Genomic DNA, 17,004 nt, shown 5'->3' on the forward strand with positions numbered 1-17,004 from the left:
CAGGAGGCCGCTGGGAGGCCTGGGGCGAGCGATGCGCCCGGAAGGGCGCCCGGCGAGATCTGCGTCTCCAGAGGGCCGCAGCGGCCGCGCGGTTAAACACCGCGTGCCCCGGGCGGACCGGCTGCTCCGTGGGAACGGGCAGCACGTCCGCGCCGGGGCACGAAGGTGTTACGGGGTGATGCGGCCGGGACTAGTCGTCCTGGCCCAGGGTGCCGAGATAGAGGCCGATCACCTTGGGGTCATTCAGCAGTTCACGGCCGGTGCCGGTGTAGGCATCCCGACCCTGGTCGAGCACGTAGCCGCGGTCGCAGATCTGCAGGCAGCGGCGGGCGTTCTGCTCCACCATGATCGTGGTCACGCCGGCCTTGTTGATCTCCTTCACGCGCAGGAACGCCTCGTCCTGACGCACGGGGGAGAGCCCGGCGCTCGGCTCGTCGAGCAGCAGCACGTGCGGGCCCATCATGAGCGCCCGCGACATGGCCACCATCTGGCGTTCGCCGCCCGAGAGCGACCCGGCCCGCTGGCCGAGGCGCTTGCGCAGCTCCGGGAAGATCTCGGTGACGAACTCGAGCCGTTCGGCCAGGCCCTTGGGCTTCTGGTACATGCCCATCTCCAGGTTCTCCTGGATCGTGAGCGTGGGGAACACATTGTTCGTCTGCGGCACGAACCCGACGCCCTTGGAGACCAGCTTGTTGGCCTTGAGGTTGGTGATGTTGTCACCGCGAAGCCGGATCTCGCCCTCGCGCACCTTGACCAGGCCGAAGATCGACTTGAGCAGCGTGGACTTGCCGGCGCCGTTCGGGCCGATGATGCCGATCAGTTCGCCGTCATAGGCGGTCAGTGAGCACTCGTTGAGGATGTTGACCCCGGGCACATACCCGGCGGTCACGTTCTTGACCTCGACGACGGCAGAGCGCACCGGCGGCGGTGTCGCGTCGATCAGCGGGCTAGAGTTCGTCATCGAGCAGCTCCTTAATGGCTCCGACATGTTCCTTCTCGGCGTCAGGATCTTCGCCGAGGTCTTCATCGTGGTGCTGCCCCAGGTAGGCGTCGATGACGGCCTGGTTGCGCATGACCTCGTGCGGGTCGCCCTCTGCCACGACCTTGCCCTCGGCCATCACGATCACCCAGTCGGCGATGTGGCGCACCATGTGCATGTCGTGCTCGACGAACAGCACGCTCATGCCCTCCGCCTTCAGGTTGAGGATGTGGTCGAGCAGGGATTGGGTCAGCGCCGGGTTGACACCGGCCATGGGTTCGTCGAGCATCACCAGCGACGGGTCGCTCATGAGCGCCCGCGCCATCTCGAGGAGCTTGCGCTGCCCGCCGGAGAGGCTGGCGGCGTAGTCGTCCTTCTTGGCGTCGAGCTTGAACTTGGCGAGCAGGTCGAGGGCCTTGACCTTGTTGGCCGCCTCCTGCTGACGCCACAGGAACGGCAGGATGGCGCGGAACAGATTCTCGCCGATCTGAGCCTTGGCGCCGAGCAGCATGTTGTCCATCACGGTGAGCAGGCCCAGGGCCTTGGTGAGCTGGAAGGTGCGCACCTGGCCCATCCGCGCCACCTTGAACGCGGGGACCCCACCGATCGGGGTGCCCTCGAACGTCCACGAGCCGGTGTCGGGCTTGTCGAACCCGGTGAGCAGGTTGAACAGGGTGGTCTTGCCGGCGCCGTTGGGGCCGATCAGGGCGGTGATCGCCCCGCGCGGAATCTCCAGGTGCTCGACATCCACGGCCTTGAGGCCGCCGAAGGTGCGGCTGACGCCGTCGACCACGAGGATCGGGTCCTTCTTCTTGCACCCGGGAACGGCCTCGCCGATGTGCATGTCGACGGTCTTGACGGGCTTGGCGGTGGGAACGGTGTTATTTGACAAAAGCCAGCTCCTTCTTGTTTCCGAAGATGCCCTGCGGTCTGTAGATGACTATGAGCATGATCGCCACACCCACGAGGATGAAGCGCAGCTGCCCGGCCTGGATGCTCGACATGAACGGCAGCCAACCGGCTTCCACCGCACGGGCGATGAAACCGGAGAAGAACGACAGGAGCACCCAGAAGATCATCGAACCGATGACGGGGCCCAGGATCGTCGCGGCGCCACCGAGCAGCAGGATGGCGTAGACGAAGAAGGTGAGCGACGTCTGGTAGTTGGACGGCACCACGGCCCGGGGCAGCACGAAGATCATTCCGGCGATCGTGCCGAACACGCCACCGAGGATGAGCGACTGCATCTTGTAGGCGTAGACGTTCTTACCGAGCGCACGCACGGCATCCTCGTCTTCACGGATGCCCTTGATCACGCGGCCCCAGGGGCTCCGCATGATCTGCCAGGTGAACAGGCAGGCCAGGATCACGATGGTCCAGGCCACGATGCGTAGCCACCAGTCGTAGGCGTTGTACTCGAACGGACCGAACCCGTAGGTGCCGTCGGGGATCGGGTTGAGGTCGGCGAAGCCGCCCTTGTAGCCGCTGAGCCCGTTGGCCGAACCCGTGACGGGTTCGAAGGTGTTCGTCGTGAACAGCAACCGAACGATTTCCGCGGCCGCGATCGTCACGATGGCCAGATAGTCCGCCCGCAAGCGCAGAGTCGGGATGCCCAGGACCAGCGCGAAGACCACGGATGCGCCGATGCCGACGAGTACCGATGCCCAGACCGGGAACCCGAAGGTCAGGGTCGAGATCGCGTACCCGTAGGCGCCGAGGGCCATGAAGCCCGCCTGGCCGAAGTTGAGCAGGCCGGTGTAGCCGAAGTGCACGGCCAGGCCCAGCGCCGCGAGGGCGTAGGCGGCGGTAGTCGGGCTGATCAGCTCGACGGCCGCGTTGCTAAAGATTGCTCCCCAGTCGATCATCGTCAGCCCCTAGCCAATTCTCTCTTTGCGACCCAAGATGCCTTGCGGCCGAAGCAGCAGCACCAGGATCAAAACGACAAGTGCACCGACGTACTTCAGGTCGGACGGAATCCAGAGCGTCGACAGCTCGACGAACAGGCCCACGATGATCGAGCCCACCAGGGCGCCGAACGCGGTACCGAGACCACCCAGGGTGGTGGCGGCGAAGACCAGCAGCAGGATCTGGAAGCCCATGTCCCAGCTGACCCCGGGACGGAAATACGCCCAGAGGACACCGGACAGGCCGGCCAGCGACCCGCCGACGATCCAGACGATGCGGATGACGCCGTCGACGTCGATGCCGCTCGCGGACGCCAGGCTCGGGTTGTCCGAGACGGCGCGGGTGGCCTTGCCGATGCGGGTACGCAGCAGGAAGTAGGACACCGCCAGGAGCACGACGATGCTGATGCCCATGCTGGCCAAGTCGATCGGCGAGAGGGAGATCGGCCCGAACTTGAGGTCGGTCATTCCAGAGCCGGGCAGCTGGCTGGTGCCGCCGCCGTAGAACAGCTGGAAGGTGTACCGCAGTGCGAGCGACAGGCCGATGCTGACGATCATCAGCGGGATCAACCCGACGCCCTTCTTCCGCAAGGGTTTCCAGATCGCCGCGTCCAAACCGAAGCCGAGGACACCGCTGAGCGCGATGGCGACGATGATCGCCAGCCAGATCGGCACGCCAAAGGTGACGGACAGGGTGAGGGTGGCCAGGGCGCCGAAGGTGATCATCTCGGCGTGGGCGAAGTTGCTCAGCCCGGTGGTGCCGAAGATCAGCGACATCCCGATGGCGGCCAGCGCCAGCAACAGCCCGAAGTTCAGCCCGTTGACGAACCGGTTCACGAACTGGTCGAAGAAACTGACGGTGGTGCGTTCTCCCTCACCGAGGAAGAAGTTCACTGACTTCACCTTTGTGAGGCCGAACTCGGCATCGATGGTCGACCCACCCTTGGCCACGACGACGCCCTTGGGCAGGGTGTCTTCGTCGAGGCTGACCGTATAGGTCTCCTTCTCTGGGACACCGATGCGCCACTTGCCGTCGGCGTCGGTGACGACCTCGGCCTTGTAGCCGGAGCCCTCGACGGAGATGAGCACGTCTTCGATGGGTTCGCCGTCGAATTGCACGTTGCCGGCGATGACGTAGTCGTACTGGTCCGTATTGATCTCGTCCGCCTGAGCAGCTCCCGCGCCAAGCGTGGAAAAGGTCAGGGCGGTGAGGAGTAGGCCGAGTAACAGCACCACCCTCCGGGGTGTGAATTTGCGAACTGCGTGTGTATTACTCACTGCACCTCCAGGGCGGCACCGTCGGTGCGGATTCGAGCCGGCACGGACTTGCCTGCCAGCGACGTTGCTGACAGTACGTGCCGATTATGTCGCATATGTTTCGTACGCAGAATTTAGTGGTTTCGATTCTGGTTCGCGGAATGCCTGGGGCGCAACGTCGCTTAACATTGATTACCGGTTGCATCCCTCGAGATTTCCGGACTTTTTTCCATATCCGCGAATGCAAAAGGGGTTTCATGGATCAGCCAGATCCGTTCGGTTTCACCGGGCTCACCTACGACGACGTCCTTCTCCTGCCGGGACACACCGACGTAATACCGAGTGAGGCCGAGACAAAGTCCCGGCTAACCCGCAGAATCAGCGTCGCGACGCCGCTTCTCTCGAGCGCCATGGACACCGTCACCGAGACGCGCATGGCCATCGCCATGGCACGTGAAGGCGGCCTGGGAATCCTGCACCGCAACCTGTCGATCGCCGACCAGTCCGAGCAGGTCGACCTCGTCAAGCGCAGCGAATCCGGCATGATTACCAATCCGGTAACGACTTCGCCCGATGCCACCGTCGCCGAGGTTGATGCGCTGTGCGGCCAGTTCCGCATCAGCGGCCTGCCGGTCGTCGACAACGACGGCGTGCTCGTGGGCATCATCACCAACCGCGACATGCGTTTCGTCTCCAACGTGAAGAAGCACACCACCAAGGTGCGCGAGGTCATGACCACGTCCCCGCTCATCACGGGCAAGGTCGGCATGGCGCCCATGGACGCCGTGGCCATCTTCGCCACCCACAAGATCGAGAAGCTGCCGCTCGTCGACGACGCCGGCCGGCTCACCGGCCTCATCACCGTCAAGGACTTCGACAAGAGCGAGGAATACCCCAACGCGACGAAGGACGACGCGGGGCGTCTGCGCGTGGGCGCGGCCATCGGCTTCTTCGGTGACGCCTGGCAGCGCGCCACCAGCCTGCTCGACGCCGGCGTGGACGTTCTTGTCGTCGACACCGCCAACGGCGACAGCGCCGGGGTGCTGGAGATCATCCGCCGGCTCAAGAGTGACAAGGCCTTCGCCGACGTCGACGTGATCGGCGGCAATGTCGCCACCCGCTCGGGCGCTCAGGCGCTCATCGACGCGGGCGCGGATGCCATCAAGGTGGGCGTGGGCCCCGGCTCGATCTGCACCACCCGCATCGTCGCCGGTGTGGGCGTTCCCCAGATCACCGCGGTCTACCAGGCCTCGCTGGCCGCTCGGGAAACCGGCGTGCCGGTCATCGCCGACGGCGGGCTGCAGTACTCCGGCGACATCGCCAAGGCGCTCGTCGCCGGCGCCGACACCGTGATGCTCGGTTCCCTTCTCGCCGGCTGTGACGAGAGCCCGGGCGAGCTGGTCTTCACCAACGGCAAGCAGTTCAAGACCTACCGCGGCATGGGTTCGCTCGGCGCGCTGCAGACCCGCGGCTCGAAGACGTCCTACTCCAAGGACCGCTACTTCCAGTCGGATGTGCCCAGCGACGACAAGCTCATCCCCGAGGGCATCGAGGGCCAGGTGCCCTACCGCGGCCCGGTGTCGAACGTGGCGTACCAGCTCATCGGCGGCCTGCGCCAGTCGATGTTCTACGTGGGCGCGCGCACTATCGAGGAACTCAAGCAGAAGGGCAAGTTCGTGCGCATCACGGCAGCCGGCCTGAAGGAGAGTCACCCCCACGACGTGCAGATCATGGTGGAGGCGCCCAACTACCGCCGCTGACCATACGCGAACTGTGAGCAGAGCCCCGAAACCCAAAAGTTTTCGGGGCTCTTCTCACACGGCGGCGCAGGTCGGCGGCCGGAGGTATGGACTGGCTGAGTATGGCCTGCGACTAAACTGGGCGGGTGAGTATGGAAATTGAGATCGGCCGGTCCAAGCGCGCTCGGCGTGTGTACGCCTTCGACGACATCGCGGTGGTGCCCTCGCGGCGCACCCGTGACCCCGAGGATGTGTCCGTCGGCTGGTCCATCGACGCGTACCAGTTCGACATCCCCTTCCTGGCCGCCCCGATGGACTCCGTCGTCTCCCCGACGACCGCGATCATGATGGGCCAGCTCGGCGGACTGGGCGTGCTCGACCTCGAGGGCCTCTGGACCCGCTACGAGAACCCCGAGCCGCTGCTCGCCGAGATTCGCGAACTGCCTGCTGACAAGGCCACGGCCCGCATGCAGGAGATCTACGCCGAGCCGATCAAGCCGGCCCTCGTCACCGAGCGCCTCGCCGAGATCCGCGCCGCCGGCGTCACCGTCGCCGGCGCCCTGTCACCGCAGCGCACGCAGGAACTCTACGAAACCGTCGTCGCGGCCGGCGTCGACCTCTTCGTCATCCGCGGCACCACGGTCTCGGCCGAGCACGTCTCCCGCAACCAGGAGCCGCTGAACCTCAAGAAGTTCATCTACGACCTCGACGTGCCCGTCATCGTCGGCGGCGCCGCCACCTACACCGCGGCCCTGCACCTGATGCGCACCGGCGCGGCCGGCGTGCTCGTCGGCTTCGGCGGCGGCGCGGCATCCACCACCCGCACCAGCCTCGGCATCCACGCCCCCATGGCCACGGCCGTGGCCGACGTCGCCGGTGCCCGCCGGGACTACATGGACGAATCCGGCGGCCGGTACGTGCACGTCATCGCCGACGGCGGACTCAGCACCTCCGGCGACATCGTCAAGGCCATCGCCTGCGGTGCGGATGCCGTGATGCTCGGCACCGCCCTCGCGCGCGCCACCGACGCGCCGGGCGGCGGTTTCCACTGGGGCGCCGAGGCGCACCACTCTCAGCTGCCGCGCGGCAAGCGCGTCGAGGTGGGTTCCGTCGCCCCGCTCGAGGCGATCCTGTATGGACCGTCCACAGTGGCTGACGGCACCGCCAACCTGGTCGGCGCGCTGCGCCGCTCGATGGCCACCACCGGATACAGCGGAATCAAAGAATTTCAGCGGGTTGAGGTAGTTGTCGCGCCGTACTGAGTGAACTAGCGTCGAAGCAAGCACCACCGATGGCGATGGGAGTTTGCAGATGACGCACGATAATTCGGTGACCAGGTCCACAAAGCTCGGACCAGAGGAACGCGCGGCCGCGATCGAACGCCTCAAGGGCAAGGAGCTCGACATCCTCGTCGTCGGCGGGGGCATCGTGGGCACCGGCTGCGCGCTGGACGCGGTGACCCGCGGCCTGAGCGTGGGCATGCTCGAGGCCAGGGACTGGGCGTCGGGCACCTCCAGCCGGTCGTCGAAGCTGGTGCACGGCGGCATCCGCTACCTCGAACAGCTCGACTTCCGCCTGGTGCGGGAGGCCCTGACCGAACGCGGACTGCTGCTCAAGCGCATCGCCCCGCACCTGGTGAAGCCCGTGCGTTTCCTCTACCCGCTCAAGAAGCGGGTGGTCGAACGCGCGTATGTGGGCGCGGGCATGCTGCTCTACGACGTGCTCTCCTACCTCGGCGGGCGACCTGGTGTGCCGCACCACCGCCACCTCACCCGCGGCCAGGTCGCCAAGCTGGTGCCCAGCCTCAACCACAACGCACTCGTCGGCGGGATCACCTACTACGACGCTCAGGTCGACGACGCGCTCTACGTCGCATCGCTGGCCCGCACCGCCTCAGCCTACGGCGCCCACGTGGCCAGCCGGGTGCGCGTGGAGGGGTTCATCAAGGTGGGCGAACGGGTCGTCGGCGTGCACGCGCACGACCTGCAGACCGGGGAGCGCTTCGACGTGCGCGCCAAGCAGGTGGTCAACGCCACCGGCGTCTGGACCGACGACACCCAACGGATGGTGGGGGAGCGCGGCACGTTCAAGGTGCGCGCGTCCAAGGGCATCCACCTGGTTGTGCCGCGCGACAGGTTCCAGTCCGCGATGGGGCTGCTGCTGCGCACCGAGAAGAGCGTGCTCTTCGTGATCCCGTGGGGCCGCCACTGGCTGATCGGCACCACCGACACCGACTGGCACCTCGACAAGGCGCACCCCGCGGCCACCGCCGCCGACATCGACTACCTGCTCGAGCACGTCAACGCCGTGCTGCAGGTTGCGCTCACCCGAGAAGACGTGGAGGGGGTCTACGCGGGCCTGCGGCCCCTGCTGGCGGGGGAGAGCGAGCAGACCTCGAAGCTCTCCCGCGAGCACCTGGTGGGGCATTCGGTGCCCGGCCTGGTCGTGATCGCCGGCGGCAAGTGGACCACCTACCGGGTGATGGCCAAGGACGCCATCGACGCGGCCGTGGATGCGCTGGACGACCTGGTGCCGCCGTCCACGACCAAGGAGATCCCGTTGCTCGGCGCCGAGGGGTACCGGGCCGCGTGGAACAAGCGAGCCAAGATCGCCCACGCGTTCAACCTGCACACGGTGCGGGTGGAGCACCTGCTCAACCGCTACGGCACCCTCACCGATGAGCTCCTCGACCTGATCAAGGAACATCCGGAGCTGGCCGAGCCGTTGCCCGGCGCGGACGACTATATCCAGGCCGAGGTGGTCTACGCCGCCACCCACATGGGCGCCCTGCACCTCGAGGACGTGCTCGCCCGCCGTACCCGCATCTCCATCGAGGCCTGGGACCGCGGGGTGTCGGCGGCGCCGGTCGCCGCGCGGCTGCTCGCCGGGGTGCTTGGCTGGGATACCGAACGTGAGGAGCGCGAGGTGTCGATCTACCTCAAGCGGGTCGCCGCCGAACGGGCCTCGCAAACCCAGCCCGACGACGAGTCCGCGGACCGGGTGCGCCTGGAGGCCCCCGACATCGTCACGACCTGACCTGTTGGCGCGGGGCCCGGCGCGCTGCGCCCCCGCCCGCCGCGCCGTGCCCCGTCGCCGCACCCCATGTGGCCGGATGCGCCCCCTATAGCGGGATCATCCAGCCATCTGGGGTGCGGCGACCGGTTTTCTCGTGGGTGGCGCATCCGTGCATGGTCGCGTGCTCCGGGTGCGCCTCGTGTGGCTGGATGAGCCTCCTAGAGCGGCATCATCCAGCCACCGGGGGTGCGGTAACGCTCGTGGATGGCGGTGGAAGACCAGGCGCGCGGTCAGCCACCCCTGCTTCAGCCCGATCACCCTGGACGCACCGGGCTACCCCCCCCACCTACCGGGCTCGGGGGATTCCGTTTCGGGCGAGGAGGTCGCCGAGCGCTGAGAGGTCGCGCGCGACCGGCCAGTCCCAGCGGATGACGCCGAACCCCAAGGCACGAAGCCGGTCTTCCCGGATCTTCTCGGCGATAACCACGTCGGCGGTGGAACGTCCACCGGTGAACTCTTCCCGCAGGTACTTGCCGAGCCCGTCGAACTCGCCGACAGATCCCACACCGCGCCAGAAGAAGTCCGTGAATCCGATCAGGCCGTCGCGATCCCAGTGCGGCACTTGCAGCTCGGGCAGGAGAAAGCCCAGCATGAAGATTCCCGCCCGGCTGATCGACTCTCCAGGTGACCCGGACAGCGGCGACGCGAATTCCAGCACTCGTCGGGCTGCAGTGCGGCCAGGAATTCGGCCGAGTTGGGCGAGGGCGCGGTCGAGCTCCGCCCTGGTGGTCAACGACTGGCCGTCGCGCGGCTCGTGAATCGCCTTGTCCATCACCGCCACCGCCTGGCCGAACCGGAGCACCCGGGCCAGAGTCACCGCGGTGGCGGCGACGGACGTCACGCGGAGTCCGTCGTGCACGGTCACATCGAGGTCGTGGTCCTGCGTATGGCGCACCACGCCGTGGCGGGAGCGGCCCCCGGCTGCGGCCGCGACCGACACATGGATCTCCGCCGGCCACGCGCCTACGATCGGCAGGCCCCAGAGCGCGGCAGCCGACACGTGCGAGTACACCACAGGCTGCTCCGCCATCGCAGCGTGGGCGTGGATGCGCCGGAGGTAGCGCTCATCCGCGCCGAGGGCTTCCCACTCAGCGGCAAGCACATACACGCCGCGGCGCAGACGGACGAGGGTCTGATGGTTGAACTCCCGGCGGAGTTCGTGCTGGAGGCCGACCCGGGCTGCGTCGCTGGCCAGGACAAGCCCGTTGTGATCAGACATGGCGGTGAGAACCTGCAAGGTGGTCGATGATGTGGCGTCCATGCCGAGAGGGTCGCAGAACACGAGAGGCCCGACAGCGGGACAGGTGTATCTGTGTACTTCTGAGAAGGGTTTGCCGCCTGTGGAATGACTCCCTCGAGCTCAGCGCACCCGCTCTGGCTGGGCCAGTCCGCTCTGGCTGAATGCGCCCCCTCTCGCTGACCCTGAACGGCGGATGCACCCACTTTGGCTGGATGTGCTCCCTATCGCGGTGTCATCTAGCCAGAGGGGGCGCACCGAGCAGGGGCGGGGCATCCGCGGGTGCGCCGGATCGCCGCGGAGCGGGCGGATGCGTCCCGCCGCGGCTCGGTCACCCGGCCCGGCGGCCCGGCCAACCGGCCGAAAGCCTCCGGTAGAATAGTCACACCGCCCACAAGCCTCAGGAGTCGCACCATGGTTGACGTTCGACGGGTCAAGCTCCCCGGTGTGGGTGTGCTGCACACCTTCATCACCGATGACGGCGGCAAGGTCGGCGTGATCGCCCACCGGTCAGGGCACAGCGACCTGATCACCTTCGCCGACGACGAGGGCGGACCCGACGCCAGCAAGGTGTCCCTCCGGCTCAGCGAGGACGAAGCGCACACCCTCGCCGAACTCCTCGGCGGCACCCAGATCACCGAGTCGCTCACCGCGCTCGACCAGATCCCCGGCCTCAGCATCGACTGGTTCACCGTGGACTACGAGGACCATATCGCCGGCCAGCCCCTGGGCAACCCCGCCGAGCGTGGCATCGCCGGGCTCACCGTCGTGGCCGTGGTACGCGGCGAATCCGCCAACCCGGCCCCCGCGGCCGACTTCAAGGTCTTTCCCGGCGACACCCTGGTCGTGGCCGGCTCGCCAGAAAAGGTGGCGAAGGCGTTCGCGTTCTTCCGCACCGGCGAGATCAAGGCGAAGCCCGTCGACTCGCCGCCCGGAGGCTAGCCGATGAACCTCGGTGAAGATCTACTCACCCTGGGCATCCTCCTCGTGGTTGCCTACGTCCTGGGCCGCCTGGGCAAGCTGATCGGCCTGCCGTCGATTCCGATCTACATGATCGTGGGTCTCTTGGCGAGCCCGTACAGCGGATGGTTCCCCCTCGACTTCCACTCCGCCGACATCGAACTCATCGCCGTCTTCGGGTTGATCCTGCTCCTGTTCAGCCTGGGCCTGGAGTTCGACCAGGAGGCGTTCTTCGGCGACGCCGGAAAATTGTTGATCTCCGGCGGCTCCTACATCCTGATCAACATGGGCGCCGGTTTCGCGTTCGGCCTGATGACCGGCTGGGGCACCCGCGAGGCCCTTGTGATCGCGGGCATGACCGGCACCTCCTCGAGCGCCATCATCACGAAACTGCTCATCGAACTGCGCCGGCTGGCGAACAAGGAAACCCCGATGATCCTCGGGGTGACCGTGGTGGGCGACATCTTCATCGCCGTGTACCTGGCCATCGTGTCCGTCGTGCTCAGCGGCAAGACCGAGATCTGGCCCATCGTGCTGCAACTGTTCATCGCGTTCCTGTTCCTCGTGGTGATGTTCTCCGTCGCCCGGTGGGGCGGCCGGGTGGTGTCGCGGCTGATGCGCACCAAGGACGACGAGCTGTTCACCATCCTCTTCTTCGGCCTCGCCGTGCTCTTCGCCGGCATCGGCGAGATCATCGGCGTCACCGACGCGATCGGCGCGTTCCTCATCGGCGTGGTGCTGGGCGCCAGCACCTACCGCGGCCGCATCGAACGGGTCGCCGTGCCGCTCCGTGACGTGTTCGGCGCGTTCTTCTTCCTCAACTTCGGGTTGGCCCTCAACGTGGCCGAGTTCGGTTCGGTCATCTCCCTGGTGGCCATCGCCATCCTGATGACCTTCGTGCTCAGCCTGGGTTCGGGCATGCTGCTGGCGCGGATGCACCAAATGGGCATGCGGGAAGGCCTCAACACCGCGGCGATCTTCGTCAACCGCGGGGAGTTCACCCTGATCCTGGCGACCCTCTCGGTGGGCGCCGGACTCGACCAACGGCTGCAGCCTTTCGCCGGTCTCTACGTGCTCTCCATGGCGATCCTCGGCCCGCTGTTCACCGCCAACTCCGAGAAGATCGGCGCCGCCCTCGGCCGCCGCTCCCGCACCCCCCAGCCGCCCACCCGCACCCCCGAGCGTGACGCCATGCGCGCCGAGGAGATCGCGCTGGTCGAGGCGGCCACCCACGACCAGAAATCCGGCGACCCGATGGTGGACTTCATTTCCGAGACATACCCGACCCCCGACAAGAAGCCCGACAAGGCCGGCCAGTCCGGTAAGGACGACGGGGCGGGGGACTACTCATGATCGGCATGATGCTGCGCCCGCGCTGGATCGCCGCGCTGCTGTTGGCCCTGGCGATCGCCGCGGCGTTCGCGTTGCTGGGACAATGGCAGCTGGACCGCGCCATCAGCTCGGGCCAGGTTGTGGAGCGCAGCACCGAGATCGTGCAGCCGCTGCGCGACACTGTGTCACCGGACGGCCCGCCGCCGCAGATCGCGGAGGGCCAGCGGGTCGAGACCAGCGGCTCCTTCGTTCCCGGGGATGACCAGATCATCAGCGGCCGGCACAACGGCGGCGAAACCGGCTATTGGGTGGTCAGCCACTTCGTCACCGACGACGGCATCAGCATCCCCGTCGCCCGCGGCTGGACCGCCGACGCCGACCAGGCGGCCACGGTGCGTGACCGGCTCGCCACCGAGATGAGCATCGCGTCGCTGCAGCCGCTCACCGGCCGGTTCGTGCCCGACGAGGCGCCGCAGGTGCCCGCAGAGGGCGTCGACCCGCACACCATGACCACGGTGTCCACGGCCGCGCTGATCAACCTCTGGGCCAACTGGGACGACCAGTCGGTCTACCAGGGGTACATCGTCGACAGCGCCGCGGCCGACGGCCTCGACGTGATCGACTCGCCCGAGCCGGTCGTCGAGGTGCCGCTGAACTGGCTGAACATCTTCTACGCCCTCGAGTGGGCCGTGTTCGCCGGGTTCGCCGTGTTCCTCTGGTACCGCCTGGTGCGGGATGCGTGGGAGCGCGAAGTCGAGGAAGCCGAGCTCGCCGCCAACGGCGGCGGCACCGACGCCGGGGGCTCAGCCGGCGACGGGCCCGACGCATCCGCGCCGCACGGCGGTCCCGACCGGAGCCACGCGAAGGCCCCGTAGAATTAGCCCATGCCACTTGCACCCAAGCCTGCCGACCTGCCCAGAATCCCGGGGGCGCTCAAGCTGTACCAGGTCTCATCGATCATCACCGGTGTCTTCCTCCTGCTGCTCTGCGCCGAGGTGGTGGCCAAGTACTTCTTCGGCACCGAGCTCGAGGGCGGCGGCCCCAACGGTTTCCTGGCCCTCGTGCCCGAGGGCACCGTGACGGCCGCGAACCTGAGCACCGGGCTGCTGATCGTGCACGGCTGGTTCTACGTTCTCTACCTGTTCGCCGACTTCCGCCTCTGGAGCCTCATGCGCTGGCCGTTCCCCATGTTCCTGCTGATCGCCCTGGGAGGCATCATCCCGTTCCTGTCCTTCTTCCTGGAGGTGAAGGTCGGCCAGCGGGTCAAGGCCTACCTCGCCGCCCACCCGACTCCAGCCGTACAGGCCGGAGCAAACGCATGAGCGCCGTGAACCCGATGGATGTCGTGGGCGCCGACGGCGCCGAGGGCGCCGAGGGCCTCGAGAACCAGCTCGCCACAGAGGAGGGCACCGCGCCCACGGCCTCCGGCATCAGCCGCCCCGTGCTCGTGGTCGACTTCGGCGCGCAGTACGCGCAGCTGATCGCCCGCCGCGTGCGTGAGGCATCCGTGTACTCGGAGATCGTGGCGCACTCGATCACCGCCGCCGAGGTCGCAGCCAAGAACCCCATCGGCATCGTGCTCTCCGGCGGGCCGTCCAGCGTCTACGCCGAGGGCGCCCCCACCTTCGACCCGGCGATCTTCGACCTCGGCATCCCGGTGCTGGGCATCTGCTACGGCTTCCAGGTGATGGCCACCGCTCTCGGCGGCGAGGTCTCGCACACCGGCCAGCGCGAGTACGGCTCCACCCCGGTGGTCGTCGCCGACAGCAGCAACGCTCTGCTCGCCGACCAGCCGGTGGAGCAGACCGTGTGGATGAGCCACGGCGACTCCGTCTCCAAGGCCCCCGACGGTTTCACCGTTCTGGCCTCCACGGTGTCGACCCCGGTCGCCGCGTTCGCCAACGACGAGCGCCGGCTCTACGGCGTGCAGTGGCACCCCGAGGTCAAGCACTCCGCGCACGGCCAGCACGTGCTGGAGAACTTCCTGCACCGCGCCGCCGGCATCCCCGCCGACTGGAACAGCGGCAACGTCATCGCCGAGCAGGTCGCCCTGATCCAGGCCCAGGTGGGCACGGGCAAGGTCATCTGCGGCCTCTCCGGTGGAGTCGACTCCGCTGTTGCCGCGGCCCTCGTGCACAAGGCCATCGGCGACCAGCTCGTCTGCGTGTTCGTCGACCACGGCCTGCTGCGCGAGGACGAGCGCCGCCAGGTCGAAGAGGACTACGTCAAGGCCACCGGCATCCGCCTGGTCACGGTGGATGTGCGTGAGCAGTTCATCAACGCCCTCGCCGGGGTCAGCGACCCGGAGACCAAGCGCAAGATCATCGGCCGCGAGTTCATTCGCACCTTCGAGCAGGCCCAGGCCGAGCTCATCAAGGAGTCCGCCGAGATCGACGGCGACCCGATCCGCTTCCTCGTGCAGGGCACCCTGTACCCCGACGTGGTCGAGTCCGGCGGCGGCAGCGGCACCGCAAACATCAAGAGCCACCACAACGTGGGCGGCCTGCCCGAAGACCTGCAGTTCGAGCTCGTCGAGCCGCTGCGCGCCCTGTTCAAGGACGAGGTCCGCGCGATCGGCGCCGAGCTGGGCCTGCCGGCCGAGATCGTGCAACGCCAGCCGTTCCCCGGACCCGGCTTGGGCATCCGCATCGTCGGCGAGGTCACCCAGGAGCGTCTGGACCTGCTGCGCCAGGCGGATGCGATCGTGCGGTTCGAGCTGACCGCCGCGGGCCTGGACCGGGAGATCTGGCAGTGCCCCGTGGTGCTGCTCGCCGATGTGCGCTCGGTGGGTGTGCAGGGCGACGGCCGCACCTACGGTCACCCGATCGTGCTGCGTCCGGTGTCCAGCGAGGACGCCATGACGGCCGACTGGACCCGCCTGCCGTACGACCTGCTCGCGAAGATCTCCAACCGCATCACCAACGAGGTCGACGGGGTCAACCGCGTGGTGCTCGACGTCACGTCGAAGCCGCCGGGGACCATCGAATGGGAGTAGGCGTTTCGCCGCTCCCGTAGTCGTTCCGGAAGCACCCCCGCCCGCGCGGGGGTGCTTCCGTCGTTGACCCCGATGCAGAGGAGTCCTCGCGCCGGCGGCAGTGCGTGTTGCGCGGGTGGGGCGCCGGTTCGCGGGTGGCGTGCCACGGGCGGAGCGGCGCGGTGCCCGCGCAGCTCGGGATGTGGGCGCGGGCCGGGCTGGTGCGCGGGTCAGGCGCCGCTTCGCGGGAGCGGCGCCTGAGTCGGAGACCATCCTGCCGAGGACGACGGGGAGTTCCGTTCTCGGACCGCCCGCGCCCGTCCGCGCCACACGGCCGGGGGCATCCGCTCAGGGCGGGCACGGTGGCGGATGAGGTGCGCGGGTGGGGCGCCGGTTCGCGGGTGGCGTGCCACGGGCGGAGCGGCGCGGTGCCCGCGTAGCTCGGGATGTGGGCGCGGGCCGGGCTGGTGCGCGGGTCAGGCGCCCCTTCGCGGGAGGGGCGCCTGGGTAGGCCCCGCCGAGGCCCGAGCCAGCCGAACGCATCCACCTGATCAGCGGGGGAGACGACGAGAGGGCCGGCCCGTGGTGGGCCGGCCCTCTCGGGTGGTGCGGATGCCGCGACTGCGGCGGGTGGCGGGGGGCGCCGAGTGCGCTACTCGCGGGCGATCGCGAAGATGCGCAGCAGCTCCACGTAGAGCCACACGACGGTGACCATGATGCCGAAGGCGCCGCTCCAGCCGTACTTGCGCGGGGCGCGGTTGTTCACGCCCTTCTGGATGAAGTCGAAGTCGAGCACGAGCGAGTACGCGGCCATGAGCACGGCCAGGATGCCGATGACCAGGCCCAGCTTGATCTCGAAGCCGGCGATCTCGATGCTGCCGCTGCGCATGCCGAACGCACCGTCGGTGGCGCCGAAGATCATCATGCCGACGTTGACCAGCGAGAACACCGCGTAGCCGACCATCGCGATGAGGAAGACCTTGGTGGCCTTCTTCGAGGCGCGGATCTTGCCGCTGGAGAACAGCGCGAGGGTCACACCGACCACGACGAGGGTGGCCAGGACGGCCTGGGTGACGACGCCTGCGTAGATCTGCTCGAAGACGCGGGAGATGCCACCGACGAACAGGCCCTCCATCGCGGCGTAGGCCAGGATCAGGGGCGGCGACGGCTCCTTCTTGAAGGCGTTGACCAGGCCGAGCACGAGGCCGCCGATGGCGCCCAGGATCAGCAGGAACGGGGCGACCGGGGTGAGCACCCACGCGGTGGCCGCGGCGGCCAACAGGATGGCGAACGCGAGCACGGTCTTGCCGATGGTGTCTTCGTAGGTCATCCGGTCGGTGTCCTGCGAGCCGGCGGACGGCGAGTTGTACAGCGCCTGCAGGTCGTTGTCGGAAAGCACCTTGGTCGTTGCAACGGCGCCGGGAGCGCCGAACGCGGCGTTTCGGAATGCGGGGTTGGAGGTTGCCATGGTTTTCTGCCTAACAATCAGCTGGATGCGGGTGCGCCGGGACCCGGCGCGAGTGTGCAACAAATCTACTGGAACAACC

The 17,004-nt window shown here is 67.8% G+C and carries 14 protein-coding genes; 8 read left to right on the top strand and 6 right to left on the bottom strand.

Annotated features, from left to right (window positions below):
* Positions 1 to 190 precede the first annotated feature (190 nt).
* Genes DOE79_RS16260 through DOE79_RS16275 form a run of 4 tightly spaced genes read right to left on the bottom strand, consistent with a single transcriptional unit; the run spans position 191 to position 4,113 of the window.
* On the bottom strand, positions 191 to 961 hold the full coding sequence (locus DOE79_RS16260; RefSeq protein WP_066597528.1) for an ABC transporter ATP-binding protein: 771 nt from the start codon (positions 959 to 961) through the stop codon (positions 191 to 193).
* Positions 948 to 1,823 (bottom strand): ABC transporter ATP-binding protein, encoded by an 876-nt coding sequence (locus DOE79_RS16265; protein WP_120340387.1) that lies wholly within the window; start codon positions 1,821 to 1,823, stop codon positions 948 to 950. The genes DOE79_RS16260 and DOE79_RS16265 overlap by 14 nt, the downstream gene beginning before the upstream one ends.
* A gap of 37 nt (positions 1,824 to 1,860) precedes the next feature.
* Entirely contained in the window at positions 1,861 to 2,841 is a 981-nt protein-coding gene (locus DOE79_RS16270; RefSeq protein WP_120340386.1) for a branched-chain amino acid ABC transporter permease, read from the bottom strand.
* 12 nt (positions 2,842 to 2,853) lie between these two features.
* Positions 2,854 to 4,113, bottom strand: a complete 1,260-nt coding sequence (locus DOE79_RS16275) for a branched-chain amino acid ABC transporter permease (RefSeq protein ID WP_120340388.1) — start codon at positions 4,111 to 4,113, stop codon at positions 2,854 to 2,856.
* Positions 4,114 to 4,397: 284 nt separating this feature from the next.
* Here DOE79_RS16275 and guaB point away from each other — a divergent pair, with 284 nt between their 5' ends.
* From guaB to DOE79_RS16290, 3 genes are all read left to right on the top strand, one after another.
* Complete coding sequence (gene guaB / locus DOE79_RS16280) at positions 4,398 to 5,900, top strand: IMP dehydrogenase (protein WP_120339392.1); 1,503 nt, start codon at positions 4,398 to 4,400, stop codon at positions 5,898 to 5,900.
* 131 nt (positions 5,901 to 6,031) lie between these two features.
* Positions 6,032 to 7,141, top strand: a complete 1,110-nt coding sequence (locus tag DOE79_RS16285) for a GuaB3 family IMP dehydrogenase-related protein (protein ID WP_120339393.1) — start codon at positions 6,032 to 6,034, stop codon at positions 7,139 to 7,141.
* 49 nt (positions 7,142 to 7,190) lie between these two features.
* A complete protein-coding gene (locus tag DOE79_RS16290; RefSeq protein WP_181445828.1) occupies positions 7,191 to 8,915 on the top strand; it encodes a glycerol-3-phosphate dehydrogenase/oxidase in 1,725 nt (574 codons plus the stop codon).
* A 325-nt stretch (positions 8,916 to 9,240) separates the two neighbouring features.
* On the opposite strand, the gene DOE79_RS16295 is transcribed toward DOE79_RS16290, so the two are convergent.
* Positions 9,241 to 10,215: a hypothetical protein gene (locus tag DOE79_RS16295; RefSeq protein ID WP_162942805.1), complete on the bottom strand. Its 975-nt coding sequence runs from the start codon at positions 10,213 to 10,215 to the stop codon at positions 9,241 to 9,243.
* Between the two features lie 390 nt (positions 10,216 to 10,605).
* Between DOE79_RS16295 and DOE79_RS16300 the strand changes: the two genes are divergently transcribed.
* Genes DOE79_RS16300 through guaA form a run of 5 tightly spaced genes read left to right on the top strand, consistent with a single transcriptional unit; the run spans position 10,606 to position 15,478 of the window.
* On the top strand, positions 10,606 to 11,133 hold the full coding sequence (locus DOE79_RS16300; protein ID WP_066597514.1) for a cation:proton antiporter regulatory subunit: 528 nt from the start codon (positions 10,606 to 10,608) through the stop codon (positions 11,131 to 11,133).
* A 3-nt stretch (positions 11,134 to 11,136) separates the two neighbouring features.
* Entirely contained in the window at positions 11,137 to 12,504 is a 1,368-nt protein-coding gene (locus tag DOE79_RS16305) for a cation:proton antiporter (RefSeq protein WP_120339396.1), read from the top strand.
* Complete coding sequence (locus DOE79_RS16310) at positions 12,501 to 13,358, top strand: SURF1 family protein (RefSeq protein WP_120339397.1); 858 nt, start codon at positions 12,501 to 12,503, stop codon at positions 13,356 to 13,358. The genes DOE79_RS16305 and DOE79_RS16310 overlap by 4 nt, the downstream gene beginning before the upstream one ends.
* 9 nt (positions 13,359 to 13,367) lie before the next feature.
* Positions 13,368 to 13,805 (top strand): DUF3817 domain-containing protein, encoded by a 438-nt coding sequence (locus DOE79_RS16315; RefSeq protein ID WP_120339398.1) that lies wholly within the window; start codon positions 13,368 to 13,370, stop codon positions 13,803 to 13,805.
* Positions 13,802 to 15,478, top strand: coding sequence for a glutamine-hydrolyzing GMP synthase (gene guaA / locus DOE79_RS16320; RefSeq protein ID WP_484066186.1), 1,677 nt, complete (start codon positions 13,802 to 13,804; stop codon positions 15,476 to 15,478). The genes DOE79_RS16315 and guaA overlap by 4 nt, the downstream gene beginning before the upstream one ends.
* Positions 15,479 to 16,109: 631 nt before the next feature.
* Here guaA and DOE79_RS16325 read toward each other — a convergent pair.
* Positions 16,110 to 16,925, bottom strand: a complete 816-nt coding sequence (locus DOE79_RS16325) for a Bax inhibitor-1/YccA family protein (protein ID WP_066597504.1) — start codon at positions 16,923 to 16,925, stop codon at positions 16,110 to 16,112.
* Positions 16,926 to 17,004 lie beyond the last annotated feature (79 nt).

The sequence above is a fragment of the Cryobacterium soli genome (assembly GCF_003611035.1).
GTDB lineage: Bacteria > Actinomycetota > Actinomycetes > Actinomycetales > Microbacteriaceae > Cryobacterium > Cryobacterium soli.

What these genes read in the sequence shown, in the direction of transcription:
- DOE79_RS16260 (WP_066597528.1), bottom strand. Translation starts at nt 961, where the DNA reads ATGACGAACTCTAGCCCGCTGATCGACGCGACACCGCCGCCGGTGCGC.
- DOE79_RS16265 (WP_120340387.1), bottom strand. Translation starts at nt 1,823, where the DNA reads ATGCACATCGGCGAGGCCGTTCCCGGGTGCAAGAAGAAGGACCCGATC.
- guaB (WP_120339392.1), top strand. Translation starts at nt 4,398, where the DNA reads ATGGATCAGCCAGATCCGTTCGGTTTCACCGGGCTCACCTACGACGAC.
- DOE79_RS16285 (WP_120339393.1), top strand. Translation starts at nt 6,032, where the DNA reads ATGGAAATTGAGATCGGCCGGTCCAAGCGCGCTCGGCGTGTGTACGCC.
- DOE79_RS16290 (WP_181445828.1), top strand. Translation starts at nt 7,191, where the DNA reads ATGACGCACGATAATTCGGTGACCAGGTCCACAAAGCTCGGACCAGAG.
- DOE79_RS16295 (WP_162942805.1), bottom strand. Translation starts at nt 10,215, where the DNA reads ATGGACGCCACATCATCGACCACCTTGCAGGTTCTCACCGCCATGTCT.
- DOE79_RS16300 (WP_066597514.1), top strand. Translation starts at nt 10,606, where the DNA reads ATGGTTGACGTTCGACGGGTCAAGCTCCCCGGTGTGGGTGTGCTGCAC.
- DOE79_RS16305 (WP_120339396.1), top strand. Translation starts at nt 11,137, where the DNA reads ATGAACCTCGGTGAAGATCTACTCACCCTGGGCATCCTCCTCGTGGTT.
- DOE79_RS16310 (WP_120339397.1), top strand. Translation starts at nt 12,501, where the DNA reads ATGATCGGCATGATGCTGCGCCCGCGCTGGATCGCCGCGCTGCTGTTG.
- DOE79_RS16315 (WP_120339398.1), top strand. Translation starts at nt 13,368, where the DNA reads ATGCCACTTGCACCCAAGCCTGCCGACCTGCCCAGAATCCCGGGGGCG.
- guaA (WP_484066186.1), top strand. Translation starts at nt 13,802, where the DNA reads ATGAGCGCCGTGAACCCGATGGATGTCGTGGGCGCCGACGGCGCCGAG.
- DOE79_RS16325 (WP_066597504.1), bottom strand. Translation starts at nt 16,925, where the DNA reads ATGGCAACCTCCAACCCCGCATTCCGAAACGCCGCGTTCGGCGCTCCC.